The organism is Fibrobacterota bacterium, assembly GCA_019509785.1.
Taxonomy (GTDB): Bacteria; Fibrobacterota; Fibrobacteria; order UBA11236; family UBA11236; genus Chersky-265.
This window is the reverse complement of the sequence record JAEKLQ010000024.1, coordinates 210,823-231,375: the sequence shown is the minus strand read 5'-3', so window position 1 is coordinate 231,375 and position 20,553 is coordinate 210,823. Positions and strand designations below refer to the sequence as shown.

Sequence of the window (20,553 nt, the reverse complement as noted above, 5' to 3'; positions counted from 1 at the left end):
ATAGATTGTCAGGCCATGCATGCCAGCATACGGTCGGCGCAAGCGTCCCAGGTGAAGTCCTTCAGGATGCGCTCCCGCGCGCGCCGGCCCATGGCCCTTCTCCGCTCGCGATCGGAAAGCAGGGCGATCAGCGCGCCTTCGAGTTCGCCGCGGGAAGCGGGGTCGATCAGGAGGCCCGTCTCCCCGTCCGCGACGGCGTCGGGCACGCCGCCCGCGCGGCCTCCCACCACCGGCACTTCGCAGGCGCCCGCTTCGAGATAGACGATGCCGAAACCTTCCACGTCCTTCGGGGAAGCGAGACTCGGGAGGCAGAACACGTCGGCAAGACTGTAATGGGCGGCCATCTCGCCGTCGGCGATGCGGCCGGGGAACAGCACGGCCGCTTCCGGTCCCGTCGCCAATTCCAGTTCGCCGGCGCGGGCCATCAGGCTTTCGCGTTCGGGCCCGGTCCCGCCCAAGAGCAGGCGCGTTCCCGGCCAGGCGCGGCGCACGGCGGGCAGGGACTCGATGAGCATGCGTAGGTTCTTGCGCGCGACCATGCGCCCCAGGGAAACGATGACGGGCGCGTCCCCCAGGCCATAGCGGGCGCGCAGGAAGGCGGCGTCAACCGGGCGGAACGCCTGAGGATCGACGCCGGGATGGATGAGATGCAAGGGGCAGCCGGGCCGCGCATGCGCCCGGGTAAGGCGCAGGACCTCGTTGCTGTTGGGAAAGGCGCCGTCGAGGCGGGCGAAGGCCTTGCGCATGAGGCCGGGCTGGAGGGGGCCGAAAACGGAAGTCAGCAACTCGCGGCCATGGACCAAGGCATACTCCTTGCGGACGCCCTTGGGACAGAGGAACGCGCCGGCGGCCCCTTGCCATTGGGCATAGAGGATGCGGGAGAGGGAAGGGCGGGAGCGGAGGTAACCGGGAAGATACGTTAGCAGGCGCGACCACAGGAAGGATGAGCCGATGCGTAGGCGCACGACTTCCTTGAGGCCGGGAAGCGGGGCGGGCGCATCCGGGAGGCCGGGGCAAATGACGCGCACGTCGTGCCCGCGGGCGATGAAACGACGCGCCAGCTCCAGGACGTAAGTCTGGATACCGCCTTCCTCGGGCGGGAAGTCTTGGGAGACGATCAGGATGTCCATGGGTTCAACGCCGGATGGCAAAATGGGTCCCCTAAGGTAAAAATCCCCGGCCCCGTCGCCGGCCCCGGCCTCGGTTTGCGGATCCCGGATTGTTGGCTAGATTGGACGGTTGCCCGGCGCATATAGTTCCACCGGGCGGGGAAATCCGCCATGACGCTTAAAGAAGCCCAAGCCCAGGTGGACTCCTGGATCAAGACCATCGGGGTGCGCTACTTCAGCGAACTGACCAATACCGCCATCCTCATGGAAGAGGTGGGCGAAGTGGCCCGCATCATGGCCCGCACCTACGGCGATCAGAGCTTCAAGAAAGCGGACCTGGCCAAGGACCTGGGAGACGAGATGGCCGACGTCCTGTTCGTCCTCATCTGCCTGGCCAACCAGACCGGCGTGGACCTGACCGCCGCCTTCGCCCAGAACCTCGAGAAGAAAACCGCCCGCGACGCCGACCGCCACAAGAACAACCCCAAGCTCCAAGGTCCCGCTTAGCAGGGGCCCGCCCCCAGAGCACGCCTACCTCGCATAGACAGGCCCGCAACCGCCAAAGCAGAGCCCCCTATCTAAGGGGCCCCAGTCCGGCCTAGTCCGCCCCCTCTCTCCCAGAGCCTCACGAAAAACCACCCCGCCCCTCCAGGGGCGGTAGGCATTGCCACCCATACAGACTTTGTATTGACAATCATTGTCTACACAAAGTCTCTATAGCCCCCTTCTTTCTCCCCCAGCCTCCGCGAAACCGACTGCCAGGATCGCATGCGCCAGTCAAAAGGATGGGCGTTCGCCGTGGCGGAACGGAGTAGGCGTGTCCGGGCCTCCGGGGCGGTGAGTTGACGAGCGTCGCCGGCCGGGGGAAGGGGATCGATTTCCCTCATAGAAAGCCCGCGCTCCCCATTGCGCGGGCGTCCCCATTCCCCCGGCCGGCGATCGACCGCCCACCCGGGAAAGCGAGTCATCCGAACCGCCCCGGAGGCACGGCCACGCCAGACCCAGCCCAGCAACGGCGAATTCCTATACTTGAGATCATGTCCTCCTCCTACGGCAACCTGTTCCGCATCTCCACGTTCGGCGAAAGCCACGGCAAGGCCGTCGGGGTGGTCCTGGACGGCTGCCCGGCCGGCCTTTCCATCAGCGAGGCCGAGGTGCAGGCCGAACTCGATCGCCGCCGTCCCGGCCAAAGCAAGCTGACCACGCCCCGCAACGAGGCCGACAAGGTGGAGATCCTGTCCGGCATTTTCGACGGGAAGACCACCGGCACGCCCATCGGCATGCTGGTCGCCAATACCGATCAGCGCTCGCACGATTACGGCGACATGGCCGAGATGTATCGCCCCTCCCATGCCGATTTCACCTACGATCTCAAATACGGTTTCCGGGATCACCGCGGGGGCGGCCGCGCTTCGGCGCGCGAGACCATCGGCCGCGTGGCCGCGGGCGCGCTGGCGCGCAAGCTCCTGAAGGAAGCCTGCGGAACGGAAATCCTCGCCTACGTATCGCAAGTGGGGGAAATCGACGCGGCCATCGATCCGCTTAAGGCCACCCTCGCCATGGTCGAGGCCAATCCCGTGCGCTGCGCGGACGCGGCGGCCGCGAAGAAGATGGCGGCCGCCATCGAGGCCGCCCGCAAATCCCAGGATTCCCTGGGCGGGGTCATCCAACTCGTGGTCACGCGGCCGCCGAAGGGAGTGGGAGAACCCGTCTTCCACCGCGCCGAAGCTGAACTGGCCCGCGCCTTCCTCTCCCTGCCGGCCACCAAAGGTTTCGAAATCGGGAGCGGCTTCGCCGGCACTCGCCTCAAGGGCAGCCAACACAACGATCCCTTCATCGTGAAGGGCGGTAAGCGGGCCAAGGACGCTTCGCCCCTCGACTCCATCGGCACTTCCAGCAACCGTTCGGGCGGAGTGCAGGGAGGCATCACCAACGGCGAGCCCATCCTGTGCCGTATCGCGTTCAAGCCCACGGCAACAATATCGCTTCCCCAGCAGACGGTGGACAAGCACGGGAAGCCGCGCACCCTGGCCGCCAAGGGGCGGCACGATCCCTGCGTCCTGCCGCGGGCGGTCGTCATCGTGGAAGCCATGGCCGCCCTGACCCTGGCCGACTTGTTCCTGGAGCAAAGGGCGAGGGAAAATCTGTTCTAGTCTTCCCTCGCCCTCGAGCCCGCGTCGGTCTGTTCGGCTGAACGCGGGCCGCCCGGGAGCCCTTACTTAGGCGCCTTGATCATCAGGAACTGGCCCTTCTCCACGATGGATGGGTCGGTCGCCGCCACGTTGGCGTGCGCCTGGTCGACGATGAGGAAGTAGTCGTATTTCCGGGTGTTGTACCCGCGGGTGTTTTCCACCAGCTCGCTGATGTCGATTACCCCGGAGGTCTCCTCGTCCTGATTGAAGCCGGGACCGGCCGGCACCGTGAGGTCGCCGAAACGGGCGGGGTCATGCTTGGCGATCTGCGCCAGCGCGCGGGTATCCGGATCGAAGCTGAACACCTTGCCGTTATGGGCGGCGTTGCCGACGTCTTCCAGCAGGATCAGCTTGCCCTTCTCGTCCACGGTGATATTGTCCAGCATGTTCTGCGCCTCGGTGCCGTCCAGCATCATTTCGATCTTGCCGCCGGCCTCGGGGTTCCGGATATCGTCGAAGGTCAAGCGCCACAGGCGGGAGCGGCCCTCGGTGGCGCCCAGGCCGTCCTTCTTAAGATCGAGGCGATCGGTGGTCACGAAGTAGTAGCGATCGGGGTTGCGCGTATCCCAGGCGCCATCCTCGGGGCGCCAGAATTTCGTCACGGAAGGATCGGTCGCGGCGGCCATGGAGAAGCGGGTCCCGGCGGGGATGCCGGCGAAGCGATCTTCCGCGGCGATGCCCTGCACGGCCACGCCATAACGGGTTCCGCCAATCAGGCCGGCCCGTTCGATGCTGTTGCCCGTCGACCGCTTCATGCCCACGTACATGTAAACGCCGCCCGGGGTCGCGTCTTCATCGCCGAGGACGACGGTCTTATCCTGGGGATAAGGGTTGGCGAGCAGGTTTTCCCAGGAAGCGCGGCCGATGCCGGTGAACTCGTAGGTGGTCCCGTCATACCGGCCCGTGACGATATGGGCCAAGGCGCGGCCGCCGGAGACTTCCTCGCCGTTCAGGAAAATGCGATCCCGCGTTCCCATCCCGGTGGCGGGATTGTAGTAGGCGGAAGGCTTGGCCAGATCGGCCGAACAGAAGCGGCTGAAGGTGACGCCGGTGGAATCGTAAAAGGCCGAGGCGGCCGGGTTCCACAGCCTGACGTGCTGCATCTGATCCACGCCGGCCACCACCTTCAGATCCGACTTGCGGATGGTCCAGCGGGAAACGAAGGCGCCCCTGCCGCCATGATCGCGCGCCACGCCATCGGAATTGGTCAGCTCATGGTTCATGACCACGGTGAAGGTCCCCTCGTCGCGATGGCATCGCGCATGGCCGTTGCCGCGTTCGCCGGAAAATTCATCCTCGTCGTCGCGATCGTTGTCGAATGCGCCCAGGCCGTCGGGTATGCCGCTCATGCGGTAAAGCTGGGTGCCGCCGTTGAAATGCTTGACCGTGTCCCCGGCCGTAAGGATGGAGGTAATCTCCACCCCCGGCGCCGTGGGCACGAGATAGGGAGTGGCCGAGCTGCTGGGCCCTTGGACTTGGGCCAACAGGGGCGAGGCGAGCAAAGCCAGGCCGATGGGAAAGGAAAAGGTATTTTCGGGCTTCATGGTCATCCTTCCGGAAATGGAATGTTCGATCGGGAATCGATGCGACCCGGGCGGAACGCGGCCGTGAAGCCCCGCTCCGCCCGGGATCGGCCAGGCAAATTACCGATTGGGGATTACGGACTTGCATCCGGAGGATTGCGGTTCGATGAATGGGGCGGGGCGAACTACCTTTTCCGTCCCTAAGAGCCCTTAACGGAAACGCCGACCGCATGCCCCCCGAACCCGTCCCCTTCCCCGCCCCCGTGCTGACGGCCCTGCGCGAGCTTTCGATCCTGCCTTACGAGAACCTGAGCAAGATCGCCGCCCATGCGGCCGGGGGTAACATGGAAGCTACCTTGGGCCTGGCGGAGGGCTGGCTCGAACGCAATCGGGAGACCGGCGCGGGCGGCACTTGCTTTTCCCTCACGTGGTGGCTGGCGGGCCGGCTCCGGGAGGCGGGCATCGGTTACGCCTTGCTGATGGGCGACAAGGGCCGATCGCAAAACATCCACTGCGCCTTGCGCATGGATTGGGAGGGCCGCGCCTACCTGCTCGATCCCGGCTATCTCATCTTCGAGCCCCTTCCCCTGCCGGGAGCCGGATTGTCGCTGGAAGCGTGGATCCCGCCCAATGCCGTGCGCTTGGAGGATAAGGCGGAAGCCGGCGCCTGGCGGCTATGGAGCGGCCCCCGGGATACCGGCCGCCCCGAAGGGGGCGGCTTGAAGTACCGCTTCGATTTCCGGAAGCGGGCGGTGGGGGAGGAGGAGTTCTTCGCCCATTGGGAAGCGAGCTATCGCCTGCCCATGATGCGCTACCCCGTACTCAACCGCGTGCGGGACGGTGCGCAGTACTACCTGCAAAAACGCAGCCTGCTGGTGCGGACCGCCGAGGCAAGCGTGATGCGCAAACTGGGCCGCGAAGAACTGTTCCAGGCGTTGGGAACGACCTTCGGGATCCCGGAAAGCCTGGCGCGCGAAGCCATGGACGTGGTGCTGGCTGCCGATCCGGAATTCTTCCGGAAGTGAATTCGAGGCTAGCGGGAGCGGGCCGGCTCGCGGGGCGAACCGGGAGACCAGGAAACTTGGTCCGGAGACGGGGCGACGGGACGCTGCTCGCAGGCCAGGTACAATTTCGAGGCCGCTTCGGCGGCCCGTTCGCGCTGGCGGACTTCCACGCGCGGCGCGGTGATGTAACGCAATAGGCTTTGCAGTACGATCCGATGCAACGAGGCCAGGAAATCGCGATCGTGGGTGGCCCGGCTCTCGCCGCCCAGGAACCCCTCGAAGCTGCGATCCTGGTAGTCGAGAATGCCGGATTCGCCCAAGGTGAGCATTAGGCCGTTCCTGTAGAAGAGCGTGAATACCGGTCCCTCATGTCCGCTATCCATGCGGATGCGTTCGAGCACCGGCGTGCCCGAGAAGAGCATGGACTTGATAGCGCGGGTCCGCATGGGGCTGAACATGCGCTTCAAAAAGGCGGAGCAGAATGGCTTAAATCCCATGGCTATCCCATTAAACTATTTTTCAGCCCTCAATAAGGAGCAAAAAAATGGCTCGAACCGGAATCCTGGCCCCCAGCATTTTAAATGCCGATTTGTCCGACATGCGGGGGCAATGCGCGGCGGTGGCGCAGGGCGGGGCCGATTGGCTGCATTTGGACGTCATGGACGGGCATTTCGTTCCCAATCTCACCTTCGGGCCGGTCCTGGTGGAAGCCTTCCGGAAATGTTCGCAACTGCCCCTCGACTGCCACCTTATGATCGCCCATCCGGAGCGATTCGTGACGGATTTCGCAAAGGCGGGCGCCGACTCCATTACCATACATGTGGAAGCGACCCATCATTTGGATTCCCTGGTGCGGCTGGTGAAGGCCCAAAAGAGCAGGGCCGGCATCCCCTTGCGCGTGGGGGCGAGCCTGAACCCGGCCACCCCCATCGGGGCCTTGGAACAGGTGCTTCCGCTTTTGGATCTGGTCCTGCTGATGTCCGTGAACCCCGGTTTCGGCGGCCAGAAATTCATCCCTTACGTCTTGGATAAGGCGCGCGCGCTACGGGCGCAGGCGGATGCCCGCGGGCTGGAACTGGACATCCAGATGGACGGGGGAATCGGGCCCCAGAACATCCGCGAAGTGAGGGCGGCGGGGGTGAACGTGGCCGTGGTGGGCACGGCCATTTTCGGTTCGGGCGATGTGGCCGGCACCTGCCGGTCCCTCAAAGCCCTGCTGGGTCCTTAAGCGGGCTATTGGGGCAAGATGCCGAGTCCGGCCGCCCACGGCGAGCGCGGAGCGACCGGTTGGCTACGGCCGAGGATGTCCACGGGCCCCTTCGCGCCATTGGAGAAGAGCGGTACCGGGGCGGCTCCCAGCCAGCGGCTGGACGGGGTCCGGAAGGCGGCGCTGCGGGCGTATAAGGCCGTCGTTCCCGGGGTCCTTTGGATGAACTCCTTCCGCTTGGCGGCGATGGCCGGGTCCTCGTGGGCCATGGCGTCCAGGAGGGCGTTGATGAAATCGGTCTTGGGGGCGGGCGTGCTGCCGTTATACAAGAGGCATCCGCAACTGCTGCCGATCCAGGAGGAGGCGTCGGTGAGGCCCCAGGTCACGAAGGACACGCAATTGTAGTTCTCCAGGCACGCGCCCATGAGGGCGGTCCAATCCGCCGTTTTCGCCTGCTTGATGTCGATCTCGGTCAGGGATACGCGCAATCCCAGGTCGCCGAAGCGTTTGATGTTCGCCGAGATGTCGGCCTTGTTGATGCCCGTGCTCAAATGGCATTGGAACCCGATGCCGTCGATGGGCACGCCTTTCTGTATCCACGTCTTGGCCATGTTGAGGATAGAGGTCGACTTCGCGTTGACGCCGTCGGCGCTGTAATCGTTGGAATACAAATACCCGTTGGTCCCGATCGCGCGGCGGGAAAAGACCAACGCCGAATCCGCGTAATCGTCCCCGATGTTGGTTTTCCAGAAAATGCCCTTGAGGCCGCCCGAGCCGCCATCGTTGGTGATCTCGTTCAGCACGTCCCATTCCAGGATCTTGGTCTTGAAATGGCCGCCCACCGAGTCGATGTGGGTTTTGAGGATGCTGAGCCCTGAAGCGCGGTCGTGCACGGCCGCCTGGGCCGAACTGGATTGGCCGCCCCATACGAAGTTATGGCCGCGCATCTTCATCTTGTTCGCGCTGACGAATTTGTAGACGGCGTCGCCGCCGCTGTAATTGAACGTGCCGATGGGTTTCTCGGTGCTCTCGAACTTCATCTCGTTCTCGCACACCGCCAAGTTGAATTGGGCCGCGGCGGCCACCGCATAGGCGGAAGTGGAACTACTGACCTGGTAGCTGTTGGTGGCCAGGCCGAAGTTGAGGCCGATGGCATCGGCCGCGTCGCGCAAGGTCGTCGCGGTTTGCGCCCACGGGCACGAGATGAAAAGCGGGAGGGCGAGAAGGGCCGAAGGCAGATGGCGGTTCATGGTCGCTCCTTGTGCTGGTCAGCGGGCCTGGCGCCGTATGTGTCGTACGCTTCGCCGGCCCGCGAGTTGGGTCGTTACTGAGGCTGGATGCTCAAACCGGGGAGATTGGAAGAAACCGGGATCAGCGCCCGGTTCCGGCCCAAGACGTCGATGGCGTTGCCGTTCGGCGTCGAGAAGATCTTAACCGGGGAAGCGCCGAAGAAGAGTTCCGGGCCGCGCTGGGCGAGAGGACGTTGCAACACCTGCACGGCATTGGGCCCGAGGCTTCCCGGAGGAAGCGCGATGAAAGCCTTGCGCTTCGCGGTCACGGCAGGATCGGCGGCGGCCAGCGCGGCCAGTACCGCCGAGATCATATCGTTCTTGGGAGTTGGCGGATTCCCGTTGTAAAGGAGGCAACCGCAGGTGGAGCCGATCCACGACGAGGCATCGGTAAGGCCCCAGGTCACGAAGGAGGTGCAATTGAAATTCTCCAGGCAAGCCCCTAACAGCGCGGTCCAATCCGCCGCGGTCGCCTGGGTGATGTCGATCTCCGTCAAGGAAACCCGCAGGCCGATGTCGCCGAAACGCTTGATGTTCGCCGAGATGTCGGCCTTGTTGATGCCATGGCCAAGGTGGCATTGGAACCCGATCCCGTCGAGGGGAACCTTGTTGGTCTGCCACTTCTTCGCCTGCGTCAGGATGGAGGTGGACTTGCCATTGACGCCGTCGGCGCCGTAATCGTTGGAGTAGAGATATCCGCTGGTCCCGATGACGCTACGGGCGATGGCCAGGGCCGAGTCGGTGTAATCCGCGCCGATCGCCTTATACCAGAATGAACCCGAGCCAGCGGATTGGGTTTCGTTCAATACGTCCCACTCCAGGATCTTTTCCTTGAAATGCCCGCCCACCGCGGTGATGTGGTTGCGCATGACGGTAAGCCCCGTCGTGCGGTCGTGGACGGCGCCCGAGGCGGTGTTGGATTGGGAATGCCAGATGAAGTTATGCCCGCGCATCTTCATCTTGTTCGCGACGCAGAACGCGGAGAGGCCGTCGCCGCCCGTGTACTTGAAGGTGCCGATAGGCCCCTCGGTGTTGTCGAACTTCATGTCGTTCTCGCACACGGCGAAGTTGAACTGGGTCTTCGCGTCCTGGGCGTAGGCGCTGGTGGTATCGCGGACCTGGTTGGCGCTGGTGGCGAGGCCGAAGTTGAGGCCGACGGCATCCGCGGCGTCCCGGATTTTCGTGGCAGCCTGGGACCACGCCGAGGAGATAAGCAACGGAAAGGCCAAGGTTGCGATGAGAGGACGGCGAATCATAAGCGCTCCTTCGACAGTTTCATCAGTAATGGATTTCCCGCGCCCCCCCGGGCGGAGGTATGATCCCCATGCTCTGCGCAATGTATAGGAAGAAGCGTCTTCTTGCCGCGCGTAATCGCGATCGTATGCGATTACAGGGTCGATATCGGCTTAAGAAGTCGATGCGGGCGAGCCATGCTCGCCCAGAATCTTGTGAGGTGTTTAACCTTTTAGGGACGCCGACGTCCGGTTCCCAAATGTTTACCGGCTTTGGATGCTGAGGCCCGCGGCCCAAGGGGAATTGGGTGCGACGGAACGGTTCCGGCCCAAGCCATCGACCATTCCCGAAGCGTCGGAGAAGACCGGGACCGCAGCCAAGCCCAAGTATCCGCCCGCATGCTTCTGCCGCATGACTTCCCGCGGGAAGGCGATGACGGGAACGGCGAGATCGGTCTTGGTGAAATCCTTCCGCTTCGCCACCACGGCGGGATCGGCGTTGTTCATGAGATCGATCATCGCCTGCACGCAGGCCTTCGGCTGGTATTGGGCGTCGTAAGGCAGGCATCCGTTACAGCTGCTCCCGAGCCAGGTGCCCCCGTCGTAAATCCCCCAGGTCACGAAGGAGGTACAATTGAAGTTCTCCAGGCAAGCACCTAAAAGATTGGTCCAATCGGCCGTGTTGCTGCCCTTGATATCGATCTCGGTCAGGGAAACCCGCAGTCCCAGGTCCCCGAAGCGTTTGATGTTGGCCGAAATGTCTTCCTTCTTGAAGCCGCTCGAGAGATGGCACTGCAGCCCGATGCCGTCGATGGGAACCTTGTTCGTGAGCCACTTCTTGGCCAGGTTGACCATGGCGGTGGATTTACCGTTCACGCCGTCGGCGCCGTAATCGTTGTAGTAGAGTTTCCCGTAGGGATCGGCGCGACGGGCGATGAAGAAGGCGGAATCGGGGTAATCGTCGCCGATGGCTTTGTCCCAGAAGGATTTCCGCAGGGCGTTCCCGTTCCCGTCGTCGGTGATTTCGTTCAGCACGTCCCACTCCAGGATCTTCCCCTTGAAATGGCCGGCTACCGAATCGATATGCGTCCGCATGATGCTGAGCATCTGGTCGCGGGTGCCGTTCACGGTGGCGGCCCATCCCGATTGCGAATGCCAGATGAAATTATGCCCGCGCATGCGCGAGTTATTCGCCTTGGCGAAGTCGTAGAGCCCGTCCCCTCCGCTGTAGCTGAACTTCCCTTGGGAAGGTTCGGTAGGCTGGAACTTCATATCGTTCTCGCACACGAATAGATTCAAGGTCTTCGCGAGCGTGACGTAGGAGCCGGTGCCTTTCAGCGAACCGGCGCTGCTGGCCATGCCCACGTTGATGCCGGCCTTGGCCGCGGCGTCCCTGAAGCTCGTAGCCTGGGCCCGGACGGATGTTGCGATTAGCGGAATTGCCATGATGGCGAAAAGCGATTTACGAATCATATTCAAACCCTCCCTCGACTTCGCGGAATCTAGGGGGGAAACCTGCGGATTACCTTCCTTCTTCGGCGCCGGACATTGGGTTATCGGGGTCCCGTCCAAAGGGTCCAAGCGGGTGACGATTCTTTACCGACTCTCTGGAAGTAGTTTTCACCTTTTGGGGATATGATCGGGAAATATGGGATCCACCGTTTCGCATGGGTATGACCTCTTCAAATTCCTGCCCGACGTGGCCTATTTCGCCAAAGACTCTCAAGGCCGATTCCTGGCGGCCAATGCCCCTTTCCTGGAAATGGCAGGCGTACGCGAAGAGGCGGACGTGCTTGGGAAAACCGATTTCGATCTTTGGCCGCGCTTCCTGGCCGAGCATTACGCCAAGGACGACGCGCGGGTAATGGCCTCGGGCGAACCGTTGCTGAACCGCATCGAGCTGGTTTTGGGCCGCGACCGATCGGCGGAGTGGTTCACGACCACCAAGGTGCCCTTACGCGACGCCGCGGCCGAGATCACCGGCATCGAAGGCGTGTGCCGCTACTTGAAGAAGGCGAAGGCGCCCATCGAACCCGCCCCCAAGCTGGCGAGCGTGATCGAATACATCATGGAAAATTATCCCGGCAAGATCGATATCCCCTCCTTGGCGGCCAAGGTCTCCTTGTCCGTGAAGCAATTCGAACGGAAGTTCAAGCAGGATTACGGCGAGGTGCCCGTGCGCTACATCCAGCGCATCCGCTTGGACGCCGCGCGCCAGCTGCTGGCCATGACCCGCTTGCCCATCGCCGAAATCAGCCGCGAAACCGGATTCTACGACAGCAGCCATTTCGCGCATCAATTCCAGAAGTACACCGGGATTTCCCCCACGGCTTTCCGCACGCGGCACCATGGGAGCGCCCGGCCCCCGGCCGATGCGGGCGCGGCGAAGGGCGGTATAAGTCGGGGGCCCTAAGGAGTCGATCCGCGCGCCACCACGGTTCCTTCATAATGGATGGTCCTGCGCTCCCGGGTCTGCGTCAGGACCTGGCGCACCATCGCCCGCGCCATCATCGGGGCATCGAAGCGGACGCTGGTCAGGCCGCGGCGCAGGGCCTCGCGCGAATCATCGAACCCGGCCAAGGCGACATCTCCGGGTACCCGAACCCCCTTGGCCTCCAACCAATCCAGGCAGGCCAAGGCGACCCAATCCGAAGCCGCCACCCATAGGCTCGAGCGCGAGGCCAGCGCCTTTTCCAGGTAAGGGGAAAAGCTTTCCAGCAAGCGATCCCGGCCGAGGGCCTCCATCAACGGGCGCACCAGGTCGGAGAAACGCGCCTCCCCTCCCACGCCATCCAGGCGCACCCTCTTCCATGCCTCGGGGTCGTGCCATACCGCTTCCTGGAAATCCCATTCCGAGACCCACGGGCCCAGGGCCTCGTGCAGGGCGGTCCCCTCGGATAGCTTATTCCGCATTCCCTCCAGCCGATTGCGGGACCATTCGGCTCCATGGAAGGGGGAGATCCAGGCGATACGGCCATGCTTCCGGATAAGCGGATGATCCCCCAGGATCGCGCCCGATTCCAGGCCATAGGCCATGTCGTGGAAGCCGAGCCACGGCGATCGGATGGAGAGCCGCGCGGGCGAAAGCACGGGGTTTTCCAACCACACCGCGGCGGGAAGGCGGGCGCGGTGCAGGGCCGATAGCAGAGGATACGGGTCGGGCAGATGCCAGGTGGAAACCACCGCGCCCACGGGCCGCATGCCTAGCTCGGGCAGCTTTCCCGACCAGGGATGGATTTCGGCCAGCAGGTTGTTGCGCGCGGCCTCGATCTGGATCTCGCGCCAGAAATCCCACTCGCGATCCGAGCCGAGGCGCAGGCTACCGTCCTTTTCCCCCGCTCCCAGGCATAAAAGGACGGGTTGCGCGTCGTTTCGCCGCCGCGGATGCGAAACCTGCCAAGCGCGTCCCTGCTTTTCCACCGTCCCGTCATGGGACAGCAGTCCGTACGCCTTGCGCGCGGTGGCGGGATGGATCTGATGCCGGGCGGCCATATGCTTAGGCGCGGGCAGCCGCTCCCCGCCTCCCCATCTTCCCGAACGGATCTCTTCCCTGAGTTCGGCGGCCAGGGACTCGGCGGTCCGTCGCGCGCGCGGAGCGACCGGGGCCGGCATCCGCCCGGCCGGCCAGCTCCCACCGCCGGACTTCGTCTCGATCCAAACTAGCGCCCGCGCCTTCCGCAATACGCCTTGGACCGTGGTGGGGGAGCATTTCCAACGCGCCGCCAGCGCCCGCACCGAGGGAAGGCGCCGGCTTCCGGCCGCCCGGATGAGGGCGCGTAAGTCGTTGAGGAATTTGGCTTCCACGCCCTTATGTTACGAATTAGTACGCTGGTACGGTTGCTTTGAAAGTGGAAATATGCTTTTAATCCGCCGGCGCCCGGCATCCACTAATGGGATGACCCGGTATCCTCGCTTCGCGGCGCGGACCGGAGATTAAATCGGAGGAAGAAATGCTTCGCACGCTTTACATCGGCTTGACCCTGGGCCAGGTCGCCCTGGCCGCGGGCGCCGCCGGCGCCGCCGCCTTGGACGGGGCTGAATTCTATTCCAATGAAACCGTGAAGTTCGGGCGTTGGGAAATGCGTATGCGCATGGCGGCGACGCCGGGCTCCGTCTCTTCCTTCTTCACCTACTACAACAATTCCTCCAAGGGTTCGCCCGAACCCTGGCGCGAGATCGACATCGAAGTGATCGGGAAGAACCCGAACGGCTTCCAATCGAACCTGATCACCGGGAACGCGGCATCCAGAACCACCTCCGAGGCCTTCCAGACCTCTTCCGACGTTTCCAAGGAATTCCATACCTATACGCTGGACTGGACCCCCGATTCCATCGTCTACCGCATGGACGGCCAAACCGTCCGTAAGAACCTGGCTACCGACCCGCAGGTGAAGGACCTTTCCGACATGCCGGAAACCTATCGCATGAACCTGTGGGCGAGCACGGCGGCGGACTGGGCGGGCGCGATGGATCCGGCCAAGCTGCCGGTTACGCAAACGGTCAATTGGATCGCGTATTCGGCTTACACCCCGGGACAGGGCCCTAACGGTTCCAATTTCACGCCGAAATGGGTCGATGATTTCAACAGCCTCGACACGCAAAGATGGTCCCGCGGGAATTGGACTTTCGACGGGAACATGGCCGATTTCACTCCCAACAACGCCGTGGTCTCGGGCGGGTACTTGATGTTGATCCTGTCGAAAAAAGGCTGGTCGGGAAACCTTACCCCGCCGGCCGATCCCCTGGGCAACGTGCATACGACGTCGATCGCGGCGCCGACCGAGGCGGCCCCGTTCCGGATGGAAGCGACCGCCGGCCGCTTGCGGGTGTTCGGGGGCGACAAACCCGCCGAGGTTTCCGTCAGCGATCTGCAGGGCCGCATCCTGGCGCGATCCAGGAACCCGGGCTGGATGCAATTCGATAACCTGCCGCATGGCCTTTTGATCGTGCGGTCCGCGGAGGGAAGCCGACTCGTTCCCATGCCTTGAACCCGGCTTCGGACGCGCCGCGCAGCCGGCCGCAGCCGAGCAATCATTATGTTGGGGACTCTATGGGTCCGGCGACGTAGGCTGACGGGCCCGGACCGTACGGTTCCGTCCCGTCAGCGAGTAATGGCAAAGCGGGCAGTGCGATGCGGAATTCACGAGCCGCTTCGCATGCGCGCCGGATCGGAATAAGGCCGTAACCGCGTTCGGGTTCCGCAACTTGTACCACATCAACGGCGTGGCGGCGGGAATCGGCGAACGCGGGAGATCCTGGTTGTTGGGCATGGTTTCCCATCGCAAAGCATAGATGACGGCAGGATCGGCTTTGGACTGGGCCTGGGCCCAATTCACCTGCATGCCCTGAACCTGGGCGGTCTCATGATTGGCCGGCCAATAGGCGTCCGGAAGGGTTCGCAACGGTTGCAAGGTGGCGGGGTCCAACACCCACACTCCCGTTTCCACCGGACCGTTGGCGCCAAGATAGTGGTAGAACCATTGGGTGAGGGTTCCGTCGGGGTTCAGCGTGACCGGCCCGAATTGCACTTCCAATACCAAGGTACCGTTGCCCCCGAAATTCCATTTGTAGGTCCAGTTGCTGGTTTGGCGTACGCGCCATTTCCCGTCTTCCAGGCGCGCGTTGTAGATCTGGGTGTATCCGTTGGGGCTGGAGTCGAACTTGTGGTAGGAAACGATGGGCCGGCCCTGGGCGTCGAAGCCGATCTGGCCGCGGTTGATGACTCCCCCGTGCTGCGGAACCGAATCCAGGATGACTCCCGGCGTACCGTAATTGATGGGCAAGGCCAGGCCCGCGCCGGACGAAGTCTCCCATTGCGTCAGGTTCTTGGTCCGCATGTAGGAGACGTCGTGCGTGGTGGCGGCGTCCGGAGTCTCGCGCCAGAACCAGAAAAGATGGTAATATCCGTCCGGGCCGGAGACGGGGCCGGCGTTGGGGGCCCCCAGATAGGCGTTGCGCAGGCCCTGCCCGTCGAACAAGGCGGTCCCCAGCAACCGGGTCCAGGCTTTCGTATCCGGGTTCCAGCGATTGATGTATTCGTTCCCGTTGCCGCTGCCCCCGTCGCGATACATGTAAAGCAATTCGTTCTTGGTGCCCTGGAAGAAGACCGGGTAGGTCATGGAATTTTCCTGCGTCCCGACCATGCTGGCGACCTTTTGCAGGCTCCCGATATCGCCGGGCGCGGTCTCGCGGAAATAGACCAGGTCGGCCACGTGCATGTTCCCGCTCACGTGCAGGGTGTTCCGTTCGTCCAGGGCGGCGGTGACGTAATTATGGCTGTCCCATCCCAATTGGGACGGGAGCTTCTTGTACTTCCAGGCGGACCCGGCGGCGGCGGGCCGCATCGCCACGGTCATGGCCTCGGCGCTATCGTAGTAGGCGGCGTAAATCGAGTCGCCCGGGCTCGCCAGGAGGGAGAAATCCACGGGATGCCCCGACCAAACCTTGGAGACCAAGGCGGAATCCAGGATGGTCAACCGCTGCTGCCCGAGCGCGGGCAGGGCCGCGGCCAGCAGGGCGATGGGAATGAATGTCAAATAACTCATATCGGATTCCGGCTCATGATTTGAATCTAACCCGTTTCCGGTTCCCCGCCGTCCCCGAATAACGTTCTGTCAGCGCAACAATTCGTTTCACCGGTGGAGGATTATGGGGGATTGGGGCCGGGGCTAGTAGTAAAAAGATCATCCTCGAATGCGGATTAGTCGAATCCGGGATACTTTCGGGGAATGGACTGGAAAATCCCATTACTGCCCATTCTGTTCTCCGCCGCATTCGCGCAAACCGTTCCGCCCGGACCCGGGCAAAGCTATCCCACGGCGGACGCCAACGGGGCCTGGACTTTCTTCACGGATCCCCGCTGTCTCTACTACAAGGGCCTGCACGAGAAAATCTATCTGGGCTTTATGACCAAGCAGGGAACCCCGCGCGTCTGGTCCTACGATTACGCGACCGGCGCCGTCGACACGGCCAGCCTGCACGTCGGGCTCGAGCAGGATGATCATGACGTGCCCGCGCTTTACATGCGTAAGGACGGGCGTATCACGGCATTCTATTCGCGCCATACCGTCGATCATAACGTGTACATCCGCACCACGGTGAATCCGGAGGATATCCGCACCTGGGGCGCCGAGCGGACCTGGGTCTTTCCGGACAATACCACCTACGCCAATCCCATCCGCCTTTCCAAGGAAAACGACCGGGTCTATTTCTTCAATCGCGTGATCAACTGGCATCCCACGGCGACGACTTCGGACGATGACGGCGCGACCTGGGGGACGCCGGCGCAATGGATAGGCGGCGGCGCGGCGCGTCCCTACGTGAGATACCGCGGCGACGGGGTCTCGAAGATCCACTTCGGCTTCACCGATGGGCATCCCCGCGACGTGCCCAATAACAGCATCTACTACATGTATTACGAAGCGGGCGCGTTCCACCACGCGGACGGGACCCAGATCAAGACCGTCTCCCAGATTCCCGTCGAGCCGAACGAAGCGGATAAGGTCTATGACGGCGCCACCAAGGGCAAGGCCTGGATTTGGGACATCGCCCTGGATGCGCAAAACCGGCCCGTCATGGTCTTCACCGTGATGCCATCGGATTCGGACCACCGTTATTATTACGCGCGTTGGAACGGGACCAAATGGATCGTCAACCAGATGTGCCCCGCCGCCCATTGGTTCCCGCAAACGCCCGCGGGTACCACGGAGCGGGAACCGCAGTATTCCGGCGGCATCATCTTGAATCCCCAGGATCCTTCGGAAGTGTTTCTCTCGCGTCCGCCGAACGGAACCGTGGGCGGCATTTTCGAAATCGAGCGTTGGTACACCAAGGATATGGGCGTCACCTGGGACATCGAGGGGATCACCTCGAAATCGGCCAAGAACAACGTGCGTCCCATCATTCCTTGGACCGAGCCGGGCCAAACCAATCCGCGCCGGACCCTGCTGTGGATGTACGGCGATTATACGCATTACACCGATTTCAACACGGGAATGAAGTACGCCTTCTTATCGGAACCGACATCCCTGTCGCCCGCCCGCGCCGATCGGCGGCTTCGGGTTTCGCCGGCAAACTCCGGGTTTCCGACCCCGGTGTTCCGGTTTTCGGGAGACTACTTCAATCTGATCGGGGCCGAAGAAAAGGGCGGCATGCCCGTTCTGCGTATGCTGACGCCCTGAGGGGAGGCGTCATGCGCGCGCATTTAACATCCGCTTCCAGGGGAGTCCGCTAGAAGAAGAAACCCAGCCTCGCTAGCCAATAAAAATCTTTCGGGGTGACGAAATAAGTTTCCCATTCGGACCCCGGAGAGGTGAGCGTTCCCCCGGAACGGCTATGATCGTCGGCCGCCTGCAAGCTGATCCGCAATTGCCCGAAAGTCTTGGCGGCCTGCAGGCACCATTTCCAATCGTCGCGCCTGAGGTTCAACCCCGCGCTGTTCACGACCGGAAGGGGCGATTGGTAATTGCCCGTCGTCGCTTGCAATCGTCCCAAATCGTCCTTCACCTTGGACCCGTACCATTCCACTTCCAGGGAGAGATGATCCAGAAGGCCGAAGGCGGGGAAATTGAAACCCACCATCACCGGCATGCGATGCATTAAGTCCCCGTATATGGCATCGTACGCTTTGCCGTGATCGAGCCCGATGACGGCGATTTCCCCGTACAGCTTCAAATCCTCGCGGCCGAATACATCGCTGGAAAAGAAAGCCTTGGGATCGAAGCTGGCGCTGGCCATCAGCTTGGTGCCCGCGAAGGATAGGAAGGTGGTGTCGTGGGCGGCGGTATCGGGATCGACGTAAATCTGGGTCCGGGAGTTGGGATCCCCGTTGAAATTGTCGGGTAGATCATTGCTTCCGAAGGTGTCCGGCGAAGTGAGCTTTCTGTCGATGGGAATGAGGTGGTAAAAATTCACGCCCGCCGCGATCCGCAGGGCCGCGCCGATTTTCACGCTGGCGATGTACGCGGGGGAAATGTCGAAAAGCGGATAGTTCTCGATTTCGCTTCCGATGATCAGGTTCTGTTCGAAAGGGCCCGTGGCAAGCTGCACGCGCAGGCCCATGGTGTTGGCGATGGGTTGGGTATACTTGGAATCGTAGCCGGAAACGAGAACGCCGGGGTGGACGGGCCCGCGCAACAGGTATAGCCCCAGGTCCTTGATGTCGGGATTGTAGGTGTACGGGAAATATCCGGCGGTTATCGCGGCGCGGTTTTCCCCCGCATTCCAAAACGCGTATTCCAGGCTGGCATCGGTTACGAAGGGCGACCAGACGAACGGCGTGCGGCCGCCGTTATCGCTGATGCGCCCGGAAAGGTAATGGCGCTCAACGATGCCCATGCCGGCGGTCACGGAGAGGTTTTCGCTGAAGCCGGCCCGCATGGAGAATCGCGCCGATACGTTTTGGATGCGGTTGCCCGAGTAGTCGAGCTGGGAGGTGTCGCTCGAATGCACGAGTTCCCCGTACCCGAAGGTCGCTCCTCCGTGGAAGTCCAATCCTTTTTGCGGACCGGATGGCGAGGCGGGTTGCGCGCGCAGAGCGCCCGCGGCCGCCATGGCCATAACGACGGTTCGGAAAGCAAAGGTTCTCATGCTGCTCCGGCCATCCCTTAGAAGAAAAACGTGGACTTGAACATCCAGTACCAATCCTTCTGCGTATTCAAAGTCTCGGCATAGGACATGAATCCGATATCCGGAGGGCCGAACATGCGGAGATGGTCATTGGCGACCTGGCCCGAAAGGCGGAGGTGGCCGAGCAAAACCTTGGAGAAATAGAGCGACCATTTCCAATCGTCCCGGGCATTGTTCACGTCGGGCACGGGCCGCGGGACCCAGGAGTAATCCGCTTCGGCCTTGCCGTAATCGGCGAAGTTCTTGGAAGCGTAATATTCGACCTCGATGGAAAACTTGTCCAGCCAGCCGAAGGCGGGAAGATTGAATCCCATCATCACCGGCATGCGCCGTTTGATATCGTTGTAGTACTTGGGATAATCCTTCAGGCCCAATATCCCGACCTCGCCGTAGAGGACCAGATCCTGCTTTCCGAAGGGCGCGGACAAATCAAGCAAAAGCTTGGGATCCAAGCGGAAGCGGCCCATGAGCTTGGTCCCCGACAGGGATCCGTAAACGGTGTCCACCTTGGCGGTTTGCGTCGCCGGGTCGAAGGATATGGTGTCCTGGATGAAGCAGACTTCATTGTCGATTTCATCGATTTGCACGTAGTTGGTGGCGACGTTGTTGCACGGTTGGCGCGGCGAATCGCTTTTCTTGTTGCGCGGCAGCAAGCGGTAGAAATTCACCCCGGCCCCCAGTTGCAGGGCCGGTACCGGCTGCCACGATGCGACGTCGGCGACGGACAGATCGAAGTAGGGGCGGTTTTCGGTTTCCGAAATCAGGAGCAGATCGTTCTTCCAGGCGCCGATCCCGTAGCTGAACATGCCCCCGTAGATATTGGCCGCCGGCGTCGTCCCCCGGGCCTCGAAACCGGAAACCGGGGTTCCCGGATAAACGTATCCGCGCAGCAGGTAAAGCCCCAGATCCTTGGCATCGGGATTGTAATCGTAAGGGAAGTACCCCAGGTTCAATTGGATTTTCTGCGAGGCCGGGAGTTCGGCCGTGAAGGTAACCCGGGCCTCGCCCATGAAGGTGCTCCAGATGGGGTACCAGTTATTCGCCACGCTTACGTCCCCGCGGGCATTCTCGGATTGGAGGACGCCCATTGCCATGGCCCCGTCCCAGCCGTCGCCGAACTTGGCCGTTGAAGCGACCTGGACCCCGGCCGCCTGCACCCAGTTGCCGTTCATGTTGTTCGGTTCGCCGCCATTGACCAGGGAATAGGTGCTGTGTTGGACGCGCCCGAATTGAAGCCAGGCCGCGCCCTTGTATTTCACGTCCAGGGAATCCTGCGCCCGCAGGTTTCCCTGCGTCCATACCGACGCGGCCAGCGCCAGAAGCGGAAGTATGGATTTCAATTGCCAACGCATGATCGAATTCTCATCCAG

Annotated in this window: 17 protein-coding genes; 7 read left to right on the top strand and 10 right to left on the bottom strand. The window is 62.6% G+C overall.

All coding sequences use genetic code 11. The features are described from left to right. Positions 1–8: 8 nt before the first annotated feature. Positions 9–1,130 (bottom strand): glycosyltransferase family 4 protein, encoded by a 1,122-nt coding sequence (locus tag JF616_03980; protein ID MBW8886898.1) that lies wholly within the window; start codon positions 1,128–1,130, stop codon positions 9–11. Positions 1,131–1,280: 150 nt separating this feature from the next. On the opposite strand from JF616_03980, the gene JF616_03975 reads away from it, so the two are divergent. Both JF616_03975 and aroC read left to right on the top strand, forming a co-directional pair. Beyond that, positions 1,281–1,616 carry a nucleotide pyrophosphohydrolase gene (locus tag JF616_03975; protein MBW8886897.1) on the top strand — a complete coding sequence of 112 codons (336 nt, stop codon included), beginning with the start codon at positions 1,281–1,283 and terminating at the stop codon, positions 1,614–1,616. Between the two features lie 530 nt (positions 1,617–2,146). After that, entirely contained in the window at positions 2,147–3,262 is a 1,116-nt protein-coding gene (gene aroC, locus JF616_03970) for a chorismate synthase (protein MBW8886896.1), read from the top strand. Between the two features lie 62 nt (positions 3,263–3,324). Here aroC and JF616_03965 read toward each other — a convergent pair whose 3' ends face one another. Next, positions 3,325–4,845 (bottom strand): hypothetical protein, encoded by a 1,521-nt coding sequence (locus JF616_03965; GenBank protein ID MBW8886895.1) that lies wholly within the window; start codon positions 4,843–4,845, stop codon positions 3,325–3,327. Positions 4,846–5,054: 209 nt separating this feature from the next. On the opposite strand from JF616_03965, the gene JF616_03960 reads away from it, so the two are divergent. Beyond that, the gene (locus JF616_03960; GenBank protein MBW8886894.1) at positions 5,055–5,849 is read left to right on the top strand and encodes an arylamine N-acetyltransferase; all 795 of its coding nucleotides are present in this window, start codon (positions 5,055–5,057) and stop codon (positions 5,847–5,849) included. An 8-nt stretch (positions 5,850–5,857) separates the two neighbouring features. Here JF616_03960 and JF616_03955 read toward each other — a convergent pair whose 3' ends face one another. Continuing rightward, entirely contained in the window at positions 5,858–6,325 is a 468-nt protein-coding gene (locus tag JF616_03955; GenBank protein ID MBW8886893.1) for a hypothetical protein, read from the bottom strand. 47 nt (positions 6,326–6,372) lie between these two features. Between JF616_03955 and rpe the strand changes: the two genes are divergently transcribed. Beyond that, complete coding sequence (rpe, locus tag JF616_03950; protein ID MBW8886892.1) at positions 6,373–7,056, top strand: ribulose-phosphate 3-epimerase; 684 nt, start codon at positions 6,373–6,375, stop codon at positions 7,054–7,056. 5 nt (positions 7,057–7,061) lie between these two features. On the opposite strand, the gene JF616_03945 is transcribed toward rpe, so the two are convergent. The 3 genes from JF616_03945 to JF616_03935 all read right to left on the bottom strand — a co-directional run bounded on the left by JF616_03945 (position 7,062) and on the right by JF616_03935 (position 11,029). Further along, entirely contained in the window at positions 7,062–8,285 is a 1,224-nt protein-coding gene (locus JF616_03945) for an endo-1,4-beta-xylanase (protein MBW8886891.1), read from the bottom strand. A 74-nt stretch (positions 8,286–8,359) separates the two neighbouring features. After that, on the bottom strand, positions 8,360–9,580 hold the full coding sequence (locus JF616_03940; GenBank protein ID MBW8886890.1) for an endo-1,4-beta-xylanase: 1,221 nt from the start codon (positions 9,578–9,580) through the stop codon (positions 8,360–8,362). 240 nt (positions 9,581–9,820) lie between these two features. Further along, positions 9,821–11,029 (bottom strand): endo-1,4-beta-xylanase, encoded by a 1,209-nt coding sequence (locus tag JF616_03935; GenBank protein MBW8886889.1) that lies wholly within the window; start codon positions 11,027–11,029, stop codon positions 9,821–9,823. 175 nt (positions 11,030–11,204) lie between these two features. Between JF616_03935 and JF616_03930 the strand changes: the two genes are divergently transcribed. Beyond that, entirely contained in the window at positions 11,205–11,969 is a 765-nt protein-coding gene (locus JF616_03930; GenBank protein MBW8886888.1) for an AraC family transcriptional regulator, read from the top strand. Here JF616_03930 and JF616_03925 read toward each other — a convergent pair. Further along, complete coding sequence (locus tag JF616_03925; GenBank protein MBW8886887.1) at positions 11,966–13,360, bottom strand: substrate-binding domain-containing protein; 1,395 nt, start codon at positions 13,358–13,360, stop codon at positions 11,966–11,968. The two genes, JF616_03930 and JF616_03925, sit on opposite strands and share 4 nt — an antisense overlap. 146 nt (positions 13,361–13,506) lie before the next feature. Between JF616_03925 and JF616_03920 the strand changes: the two genes are divergently transcribed. Further along, positions 13,507–14,544, top strand: coding sequence for a family 16 glycosylhydrolase (locus JF616_03920; protein ID MBW8886886.1), 1,038 nt, complete (start codon positions 13,507–13,509; stop codon positions 14,542–14,544). Positions 14,545–14,604: 60 nt separating this feature from the next. On the opposite strand, the gene JF616_03915 is transcribed toward JF616_03920, so the two are convergent. Further along, positions 14,605–16,101, bottom strand: coding sequence for a BNR repeat-containing protein (locus JF616_03915; GenBank protein ID MBW8886885.1), 1,497 nt, complete (start codon positions 16,099–16,101; stop codon positions 14,605–14,607). Positions 16,102–16,284: 183 nt separating this feature from the next. Between JF616_03915 and JF616_03910 the strand changes: the two genes are divergently transcribed. After that, positions 16,285–17,736 (top strand): BNR-4 repeat-containing protein, encoded by a 1,452-nt coding sequence (locus tag JF616_03910; GenBank protein ID MBW8886884.1) that lies wholly within the window; start codon positions 16,285–16,287, stop codon positions 17,734–17,736. A 49-nt stretch (positions 17,737–17,785) separates the two neighbouring features. Here JF616_03910 and JF616_03905 read toward each other — a convergent pair whose 3' ends face one another. Continuing rightward, positions 17,786–19,144, bottom strand: coding sequence for a hypothetical protein (locus JF616_03905; GenBank protein MBW8886883.1), 1,359 nt, complete (start codon positions 19,142–19,144; stop codon positions 17,786–17,788). 17 nt (positions 19,145–19,161) lie between these two features. Next, positions 19,162–20,535, bottom strand: a complete 1,374-nt coding sequence (locus JF616_03900) for a hypothetical protein (protein MBW8886882.1) — start codon at positions 20,533–20,535, stop codon at positions 19,162–19,164. Positions 20,536–20,553: the final 18 nt, after the last annotated feature.